The 8810-nt window shown below is 70.6% G+C and carries 11 protein-coding genes; 2 read left to right on the top strand and 9 right to left on the bottom strand.

Annotated features, from left to right (window positions below):
- The 4 genes from ACWEOO_RS14250 to rimP all read right to left on the bottom strand — a co-directional run.
- The coding region (locus ACWEOO_RS14250; protein WP_452143317.1) for a translation initiation factor IF-2 N-terminal domain-containing protein at positions 1-274 on the bottom strand (274 nt) is incomplete at its 3' end.
- Positions 275-395: 121 nt separating this feature from the next.
- Positions 396-740, bottom strand: coding sequence for a YlxR family protein (locus ACWEOO_RS14245; protein ID WP_452143316.1), 345 nt, complete (start codon positions 738-740; stop codon positions 396-398).
- Positions 741-784: 44 nt separating this feature from the next.
- Positions 785-1777, bottom strand: coding sequence for a transcription termination factor NusA (gene nusA, locus ACWEOO_RS14240; RefSeq protein WP_355689997.1), 993 nt, complete (start codon positions 1775-1777; stop codon positions 785-787).
- 1 nt (position 1778) lies between these two features.
- On the bottom strand, positions 1779-2300 hold the full coding sequence (gene rimP / locus ACWEOO_RS14235; RefSeq protein WP_452143315.1) for a ribosome maturation factor RimP: 522 nt from the start codon (positions 2298-2300) through the stop codon (positions 1779-1781).
- 153 nt (positions 2301-2453) lie between these two features.
- Here rimP and ACWEOO_RS14230 point away from each other — a divergent pair, with 153 nt between their 5' ends.
- Together ACWEOO_RS14230 and ACWEOO_RS14225 are read left to right on the top strand one after the other, a co-directional pair.
- Entirely contained in the window at positions 2454-3005 is a 552-nt protein-coding gene (locus tag ACWEOO_RS14230) for a cell division protein FtsK (protein ID WP_452143314.1), read from the top strand.
- Positions 3002-3415 (top strand): ferritin-like domain-containing protein, encoded by a 414-nt coding sequence (locus ACWEOO_RS14225; protein WP_452143313.1) that lies wholly within the window; start codon positions 3002-3004, stop codon positions 3413-3415. Before ACWEOO_RS14230 ends, ACWEOO_RS14225 begins: the two co-directional genes overlap by 4 nt.
- Before the next feature lie 204 nt (positions 3416-3619).
- Here the strand turns inward: ACWEOO_RS14225 and ACWEOO_RS14220 are convergent, their stop codons facing one another.
- The 5 genes from ACWEOO_RS14220 to hisD all read right to left on the bottom strand — a co-directional run bounded on the left by ACWEOO_RS14220 (position 3620) and on the right by hisD (position 8781).
- Positions 3620-5011, bottom strand: a complete 1392-nt coding sequence (locus tag ACWEOO_RS14220; protein WP_452143312.1) for an alkaline phosphatase PhoX — start codon at positions 5009-5011, stop codon at positions 3620-3622.
- 92 nt (positions 5012-5103) lie between these two features.
- Entirely contained in the window at positions 5104-5745 is a 642-nt protein-coding gene (gene hisH, locus ACWEOO_RS14215) for an imidazole glycerol phosphate synthase subunit HisH (RefSeq protein WP_359933495.1), read from the bottom strand.
- Entirely contained in the window at positions 5742-6341 is a 600-nt protein-coding gene (gene hisB / locus ACWEOO_RS14210) for an imidazoleglycerol-phosphate dehydratase HisB (RefSeq protein ID WP_363710654.1), read from the bottom strand. Before hisB ends, hisH begins: the two co-directional genes overlap by 4 nt.
- Positions 6338-7456: a histidinol-phosphate transaminase gene (locus tag ACWEOO_RS14205; protein WP_452143311.1), complete on the bottom strand. Its 1119-nt coding sequence runs from the start codon at positions 7454-7456 to the stop codon at positions 6338-6340. The genes hisB and ACWEOO_RS14205 overlap by 4 nt, the downstream gene beginning before the upstream one ends.
- Positions 7456-8781: a histidinol dehydrogenase gene (gene hisD, locus ACWEOO_RS14200; RefSeq protein WP_452143310.1), complete on the bottom strand. Its 1326-nt coding sequence runs from the start codon at positions 8779-8781 to the stop codon at positions 7456-7458. The genes ACWEOO_RS14205 and hisD overlap by 1 nt, the downstream gene beginning before the upstream one ends.
- Between the last annotated feature and the right edge of the window lie 29 nt (positions 8782-8810).

Genomic DNA, 8810 nt, shown 5'->3' with positions numbered 1-8810 from the left:
ACCCCACCTTCCGACCGCTTCCCGACCTCGGGCCACTCGGCCCGAGGCGGGACGCCGGCCGTATCCGTCTCCCCATGCTCGCGGCGGCCTTCTTGGCCGCGCGCTTCTTCGGCGGGTTCTTCTCGAACTCCTCCGCCAACCGCCGAACGACAGGTGCCTCGATGGTCGAGGATGCCGATCGGACGAACTCGCCCATGTCGTTCAGTCTGGTCAGAACGACCTTGCTGGTAACTCCGAGCTCCTTCGCGAGCTCGTAGACCCGGACCTTTGCCACTACTCTCCCTCTGGTCCGAGCCTGGGCGCGGACCGTTAGTTGACGTACGTGCTCATCGCTTTGCACTCATCGGTAGACACTCATCGAGTGGTCATGAGTCGATGACCCGCCTTCATGTCGGTCACGGACGATCCGGTTGGACCGCCGCGGACGGCCTGCCGGCCGCCATTTGCACTGCTTCTTGCTTATCACGCTGCGCGACGTGGTCCCGCAGCCCGGTCACGTCGAGCGGCCCCGGGACCCGGAAGGCCCGTGGGAACGCCTTGCGCCGGACGGCGAGGTCGAAGCACTCGGTCGTGGGGTGCAGGTGCGCCCCGCGTCCGGGTGCCCGGTGCCCGGGATCCGGAAGGACAAGTCCTCCGGAAACCGTCATCCGCAGCAGGTCAGCCGGACCGGATCGCTTCCGGCACCCGATGCAGGTGCGCTCCCGAGGCTTGCCTGGGCGCGCGTCTGCCGTCTCTGTCACGTGTTTCCTGGGTGTGGTTGCGACTCAGTCGACCGACCGAGAGATCAGTCTACCTTCTCGCTCTCGGCAGTCACATCGGTATCCGGGCGGATGTCGATCCGCCACCCGGTGAGACGGGCGGCCAGGCGGGCGTTCTGCCCCTCCTTGCCGATCGCGAGCGAGAGCTGGTAGTCGGGTACGACGACCCGCGCGGCGCGAGCCGCGGCATCCACCACCTCTACAGACGTAACCTGCGCCGGGGACAGCGCATTCCCGACGAAGGTCGCCGGATCGTCGCTGTGGTCGATGATGTCGATCTTCTCACCGTGCAGCTCGTGCATGATGTTGCGCACCCGCTGGCCCATCGGCCCGATGCAGGCGCCCTTGCCGTTCACCGACGGGTTCAGGGTCCGGACCGCGATCTTGGTCCGGTGACCAGCCTCACGCGCGATCGCCGTGATCTCGACCGTGCCGTCGGCGATCTCCGGGACCTCCAGCGCGAACAGCTTCTTCACCAGGTTCGGGTGGGTGCGGCTGACGGTGATCTGCGGGCCCTTGAAGCCCTTCCGGACGCCGACGACGTACACCCGCAGGCGGGAGCCGTGCTCGTACTTCTCCCCCGGCACCTGCTCGGGCGCCGGCAACACGGCCTCGATCTTTCCGAGGTCGACCATCACCGAGCGCGGGTCGCGGCCCTGCTGGACGACGCCGGAGACGATGTCGCCCTCCTTGCCGGAGAACTCGCCGTACCGGACCTCGTCCTCGGCGTCGCGCAGCCGCTGCAGGATGATCTGCTTGGCCGTGGTGGCCGCGATCCGGCCGAAGTCGGCCGGGGTGTCGTCGTACTCCCGGGCCAGGGTGCCGTCCTCGGCGAGCTCGCGGGCGAAGACGGTCACGTGCCCGGTCTTGCGGTCCAGCTCGGCGCGGGCGTGCTGCTGCGCGCCCTCGGTGCGGTGGTACGCGACCAGCAGCGCCTGCTCGATCGCCTCGACGACCACGTCCAGGGAGATGTCCTTCTCCCGTTCCAGCGACCGCAGCACGGCCATGTCGATGTCCATGTCAGTTCTCCTCCACCGTGCCGTCGGCAGGTGTTTCTGGTTCGTCGTTGCCGGCAGCCCGGTTGAACTCGATCTGGACCTTGGCCTTGGCCACGTCGGCGTACGCGACGCTCTGCCGCTTGCCGTCGACGTCCAGTTCGGCCGCCTCGTCGGAGACGGACTTGATCCGGCCTGTCATCTTGCCGCCCGCGGTCAGCGTGACCGCGACCAGCCGGCCGGTGTTGCGGCGCCAGTGCCGGGGCAGGGTGAGCGGGCGGTCGACGCCGGGGCTGGAGACCTCCAGCGTGTAGGCGCCCTCGCCCATGATGTCGTCGGCGTCGAGCGCCTTGGAGACGGCCCGGGTGACCTCGGCGACGTCGTCGAGACTGATGCCGCCGTCCCGGTCGACCAGGACGCGCAGCAGGCGGCGGCGCCCGGCCGGGGTGATGTCCGCGGCCTCCAGGTCGCAGCCGAACTGCTCGACGATCGGCCGCAGGAAGTTCTCGAGGCTCGTGGTGTCCGTGTGGTCAGTCCGTCGGCTCACAGTTTGACCTGCCTCTCTCTCCAGTTGTGCACCCGTTGCCGCCCCGGCGGTCGCGCCAAGGGCAGTAGCCCACCATATCCGGCCCGCCCTCCGATCCCGGTCACCGCCTCGTCCCCGGCCGGTCGTGGGCGCGCGACCGGGTATCGTTCCGCCGTGCCCGATCGCCGCCTGAGCCGACGTACCGTCGTCGTGACCGCCGCCCTCGTCCCGGGCGCGGTCGCGCTGAGCGGTTGCAAGGACGACCCTGCCGCCGGGGCCGGTACGCCGGGTGCCGTGAACGGCAAGCCGTCCACGTCGCGGGCGCCGGCCGAGGAGACACCCGCCGTCGATCCCGCGGTCGTCGCGGCACTCAGCGGTGCGGCGACCCTGGTGACTCAATTGTCCCAGCTCTACGCAACCGCCGCCCGCAAGTTCCCCGCGCTGCGGGCCCAGCTCGCCGCCGGGGCGAAGTACCACGTGAGCCATCTGGCGAAACTCAAGGAGACCCAGGGCGTGGCCGCGCAGGCGACGAAGACCGCGGTCCCGGCGAGCTCGCAGGCCGCGCTGGCCGCGATCGCCAAGCAGGAGAAAGCCGCCGCCGTCGCCCACGCGGCAGCCGCGGCCAAGCTGTCCGGCGCGCCCGCTCGCCTGCTCGCCGAGATCGCCGCCGCCGAGACCCAACTCGGCACGACCCTGGCCCCCGCCAAAAAGAAGGACAACGCGTGAACCAGGTCGAAGCCCTCCAAGCGGCCCTTGCGGGTGAGCATGCGGCGCTGTACGGCGTCGGCGTGGCCGGGGGGAAGCTGAGCGGTGCCCGGTTCCGCGCGGCGAACGACACGTTCGAGAGTCACCGTGACAACCGCGACCGCCTGAGCGCACTGCTGGTCGCTGCTGGTGAGACCCCGGCCGCGGCCGAACCGGCGTACGACCTTCCCCTCGCGGTCAACACCGCCGCCACCGCGAGCGCGCTGATCCTGATCATCGAGCGCCGGATCGCGGCGGTGTACGGCGACCTCGTGGAGGCCGCCGAACAACCCGCCGTCCGGGCGTTCGCGATCGAGAGCCTGCTCGCGGTCGCCGCCAGCCAACTCACCTGGGGCGGCGCGCCGGTCGCCTTCCCCGGCGCAACGCCCTAGCCGGCCGCACCGCGCCCCCCGCCACAGCCCCGCAACAGCCCGCCGCCCAACGGCGCCACGTTGTGCCCCCACCAACCACGTCGGCACCACCTTGAGCCCCCACCAACCAAAGATCGCGGCGAGATTCGGTTGAACGGGGCTCAAAGAGGTTTCCCCTCGTGTCGTTGGCGCAGGTGGGCAGGACACAGGTGGGGTGGAGGGCAGTTAGCGCCGCCGGCGCCAGGGGCCGGTGATGGCGTAGGTGATGCCGGGGTTGTAGACGTTGAAGAACATCGTCCGGCCGTCGGCGGAGAAGCCGACACCGGACAGTTCGCCGTACTCCGGCTCCTCCGGGGTGCCGTTGTTGACGCGGTTCCGGGCGAACTTGAAGACCTCGCCGTCCTCCGTGGTGCCGAGGATGTGCTGCTCGCCGAGGCCGTCCTCGCACATCATCAGCCCGCCGTACGGCGACATCGTGATGTTGTCCGGGGCGTCGAACTCGGGGTCGTCGGAGCCCGGCTTCGGGCGGGTGAAGATCACCTCGAGACGCAGCGTCCGCTTCCGCGGGTCCAGTTTCCAGACCTGGCCGTCGTGGTCGACCTTCGGGCCGAGCTCGGTCCGCGCGAACGACGACACGAAGTACACGCAGCGATCCAGGTCGCCCCACCAGCAGCCCTCGAGCTTGTAACCGCCGGTGATCGGCTTGGCGTAGTCCTGCGCGCGGACCGACTCGGTCGTCGCCAGCGGATCCGGCACCGTCACCCACTGGACGTCGTGGAACTCCGCACCCGCCTCCTGGACCACCGAGAGGTCCGGCAGGCCCGGGATGTGCATCGCCTGCAGCTCGCCGCCGGCCCGCAGCGAACCCCAGCCGCCGCGCGGCCGGTTCGGCAGGAAGCGGTAGAAGCCGCCGAGCGGGGCGACGAACGCGTCCTCGGTCTCGTAGACGATCCCGGTCCGCGGGTCGATCGCGACCGCCTCGTGCTGGAAACGGCCCATCGCGGTCAGCGCGAACGGGCTGACGTTGCGCCGGTCGTCGTACGGATCGACCTCGAAGATGAAGCCGTGGTCCTTCGTGTAGCCGCTCTGACCGGCCTTCAGCTCGGTCTCCTCGCAGGTCAGCCAGGTACGCCAGGGCGTGGGACCGCCGGAGCAGTTGATCGCCGTACCGCCGAGGCTGACGAACTCCTTGGAGGCCGCGTTGTGCCGGTCGACTGCCAGCGTGCTGGTGCCGCCGGCGGCGGCCGGGTCGTACGTCCGCTCGGCCGGCGCGACGACCTTGATCTTCGAGGTCGGGCTGCACTCGTGGTTGCGGACCAGGCGGGAGCCGCCGTCGCGGTCCGGGAACACGCCCATACCGTCGAAGCGGCTCGGCGTCGGGAGTCCGTCCGGCCGGACGGTGCCCTCGCGGGACAGGATCTTGTAGCTGAACCCGCGCGGCAGGTCGAGCATGCCGTCCGGGTCCTCGATCAGCGGGCCGTAGCCGATCTTCGGGCCGGACGTACCAAGTGCCGGCTGCGCCGTGTAAAGGGCGTCGACCGAACCGGCCACACTGACCGCGACACCTGCCGCGGCCGCACGGCCGACGAACTGACGCCTGGACAAAGAACTGGTCATGGGGCGGTCTCCCTAGCTCGACGACAAGCAGTGGTGACCAGTGAACGTACGGTAAACAACAACCCAACGGCAAGTGAACGCGTGTCACTCATTCACAATGAGCGGACCCAGTTCTCCAGTAGTGTCGCGCCGGCGTCGCCGGACTTCTCCGGGTGGAACTGGGTGGCCGACAGCGGGCCGTTCTCGACCGCGGCGACGAACCTGTCCCCGCCGTACGTCGTCCACGTGACGCGCGGCGTGACTGACTCGCGGGTGTCGGTCAGCTCCCAGCTCCGCACGCCGTACGAGTGCACGAAGTAGAACCGCTCCTTCTCCAGCCCGTCGAAGAGCGTCGTGCCGGACGGCACGTCGACCGTGTTCCAGCCCATGTGCGGGACCGGCTCCCCGTCCACCGGCTGGAGGCGCTCGACGGTGCCGGGCCACTGCTCGCAGCCCTCGGTCTCGACGCCGTGCTCGATGCCGCGGGTGAACAGGATCTGCATGCCGACGCAGATCCCGAGCACCGGACGGCCGCCGGTCAGCCGCCGGTCGACCGCGACGTCGCCGCGGACCGCCTTCAGCCCGGTCATACACGCCTCGAAGGCGCCGACGCCCGGCACCAGCAGACCGTCCGCGTCGCACGCCGCGTCGAAGTCCGCAGTCACGGTGACGTCCGCGCCGACCCGCCGCAGCGCGCGCTCCCCCGACCGGATGTTGCCCGAGCCGTAGTCCAGGAGCACGACCTTCTTGCTCACAGAGCACCCTTGGTCGACGGGATTCCCGGCTGCCGCGGGTCGAGCTCGGCGGCGGCCCGGAGCGCGCGGGCGAAGGCCTTGAACTGCGCCTCGACGATGTGGTGCGGGTCGCGGCCGGACAGCACCCGGATGTGCACGCAGATCGCGGCGTTGAAGGCCAGCGTCTCGAAGACGTGCTGGGTCAGCGAGCCGGCGTAGTCGCCGCCGATGATCGCGTACACCTGCCCGTCCGGCTCGCCGGTGTGCACGCAGTACGGACGGCCGGACAGGTCGACGGTGCAGTGCACCAGCGCCTCGTCCAGCGGCACGGTCGCGTCGCCGAAGCGGCGGATCCCGCGCTTGTCGCCGAGGGCTTCCTTGAGCGCCTGCCCGATCCCGATCGCGGTGTCCTCGACCGTGTGGTGCGCGTCGATCTCCAGGTCGCCGACCGTGTTCACGTGCAGGTCCAGCAGCGCGTGCTTGGCGAGCGCGTTGAGCATGTGGTCGTAGAAGCCGACCCCCGTGGAGATGTCCGCCCGGCCCTCGCCGTCGAGGTTCAGCTCGACGAGGACCTTGGACTCGCTCGTCTCCCGATCAACCCGCGCAGTGCGGCTCATGACAACCTTCCTACGTCGCTCTTCAAGATGCGCTCCAGCGAGGCGCGGAACGCGGCCATCTCCTCGCCGGTGCCGATCGACACCCGCAGCCAGCCGTCCGGGCCGGTCTCCCGGATCAGGACGCCGTCGTCGAGCAGCGCCTGCCAGACCGCGTGCCGGTCCGCGAACGTGCCGAACAGGACGAAGTTGGCGTCCGAGTCGACCGCGCGCAGCCCGAGCGACCGCAGCCAGTCGACGGTCTCGTCGCGCTCGACGCGCAACTGCTCGACCCGGCCGAGCAGCTCGTCGGAGTGCCGCAGGGCGGCCCGCGCGACCGCCTGGGTCACGGCGGACAGGTGGTACGGCAGCCGGACGATCCGCAGCGCGTCCACGAACTGCTTGCTGGCGGCAAGGTACCCGACCCGGCCGCCGGCCATCGCGAACGCCTTCGACATCGTCCGGGCGACGGCGAGATTCGGGTACGACGGCAGCAGGCTGACCGCGCTCTGCGTCCCGGTGCGGCGGAACTCGGCATACGCCTCGTCGACCACCACGACGGCGCCGTGCGCGGCGGCGTGCGCGACGATCGCCTCGGTCACGTCGATCGGCAGCGCCGTCCCGGTCGGGTTGTTCGGCGAGGCGAGCAGCACGACCGACGGGCGGTGCCGGGAGATCGCGGCGATCGCCTTGCTCCGGTCGAGCGTGAAGTCCTCGGCCCGGCGGCCGGTGACCCAGGCGGTGTTCGTGTCCCGCGCGTACTCCGGGTACATCGAGTAGGTCGGCGCGAACGACAACGCCGTCCGGCCGGGGCCGCCGAACGCCTGCAGGACGTGCAGCATCACCTCGTTGGACCCGTTCGCCGCCCAGAGCTGCTCGGGCTCCAGGTGCGCACCGGACTCGCGGGCCAGGTACGCCGCGAGGTCCGCGCGCAGGCCGAGGAACTCGCGGTCCGGGTACCGGTTCATGCCGCGGGCGGCCTCGGTCACCGCGGCGGCGATGTCGGCGACGGTCGCCTCGCTCGCCGGATACGGGTTCTCGTTGACGTTCAGCAGCACCGGGACGTCGAGCTGCGGGGCGCCGTACGGCTCGAAGCTCTTGAGCTCCTCACGGATCGGCAGCCCGTCGAAGCGGCCCATCACTGCTCCTCGGGGAATCGGACGGAGACCGCGGCGCCATGGCCGGGCAGGTCCTCGGCGTCGGCGAGCGTGACCACGTGTCCGGCGACCTCGCGCAGCGCGTCGCGCGAGTAGTTCACGACGTGCATCGCCTTGAGGAAGCTGCGCACCGACAGGCCGGACGAGTGGCACGCGCAGCCGGCCGTCGGGAGCACGTGGTTCGACCCGGCGCAGTAGTCGCCGAGCGACACCGGCGACCAGCTGCCGACGAAGATCGCGCCGGCGTTGGTGATCAGGCCGGCCCGCTCCTCGGCGTCCGCGGTCTGGATCTCCAGGTGCTCGGCGGCATACGCGTCGACGATCGCGGTGCCCTGCTCGAGGTCGTCGACGAGCACGATCGCGGACTGCCGGCCGGCCAGCGCCTCCGTGACCCGGTCCCGGTGCCTGGTCTGCGCGACCTGCGGCGGCAGCTCGGCCTCGACCGCCTCGGCGAGCGACTCGCTGGGGGTGACCAGCACGCTGGCCGCCATCGGGTCGTGCTCGGCCTGGCTGATCAGGTCGGCGGCGACGTGCTTGGGGTCAGCGGTCGCATCGGCCAGGACCGCGATCTCGGTCGGTCCGGCCTCGGAGTCGATGCCGACCTCACCGAGCAGGTTGCGTTTGGCGGCGACGACGTAGATGTTGCCCGGACCCGTGATCAGGTTGACCTTCGTGCAGCCCTCGAAGCCGTACGCGAAACCGGCGATCGCCTGGGCGCCGCCCATCGCATACACCTCCTCGATCCCGAGGAGCGCGCACACCGCGAGCACCGTCGGGTGCGGCAGCCCGCCGAACTCCTTCTGCGGCGGCGAGGCGACGGCGAGCGACGGCACGCCGGCGACCTGGGCCGGTACGACGTTCATCACGACGCTCGACGCCAGCGGCGCGCGGCCGCCGGGCACGTAGAGACCCACGCGCTGGACCGGGACGAACCGCTGCGTCACCCGCCCGCCCGGTGCGGGCTCCGAGGTGACATCGGCGGTGAGCTCGTCCTGGCTGACCTCGCGGACGCGGCGGATCGACTCCTCGAAGGCGCTGCGCACCTGCGGGTCGAGCTCCTCCAGCGCGGACTTCAGCGCCGCGGCCGGGACCCGGATGTCCTCGACGCGCACATGGTCGAACTTCTCACCGTAGTCCCGGATCGCCTCGAGGCCGCGATGGCGGACGTCCAGGCAGATGGGTCGGACGACGTCGAGAGCCTTCTCGACGTCGAACACGGCTCGGGGAACGAGGGCATTCACTTCGGCTTGGAGGTCGGAGACCTCTCCGGCCGCCACTCGGCCCCGCAGGTCGACGCGGCGAATCATGGGAGTCAGTCTAGTGGTCACGCCCCGCA

It is taken from the genome of Kribbella sp. NPDC004138 (assembly GCF_053603655.1).
This window is presented reverse-complemented; position numbering and strand designations above follow the sequence as displayed.

Bases quoted from the DNA above. Each gene is read 5' to 3' on its own strand.
- nusA (WP_355689997.1), bottom strand. From the start codon at position 1,777: ATGGACATCGACATGGCCGTGCTGCGGTCGCTGGAACGGGAGAAGGAC.
- ACWEOO_RS14220 (WP_452143312.1), bottom strand. From the start codon at position 5,011: ATGACCAGTTCTTTGTCCAGGCGTCAGTTCGTCGGCCGTGCGGCCGCG.
- hisB (WP_363710654.1), bottom strand. From the start codon at position 6,341: ATGAGCCGCACTGCGCGGGTTGATCGGGAGACGAGCGAGTCCAAGGTC.
- ACWEOO_RS14205 (WP_452143311.1), bottom strand. From the start codon at position 7,456: ATGGGCCGCTTCGACGGGCTGCCGATCCGTGAGGAGCTCAAGAGCTTC.
- hisD (WP_452143310.1), bottom strand. From the start codon at position 8,781: ATGATTCGCCGCGTCGACCTGCGGGGCCGAGTGGCGGCCGGAGAGGTC.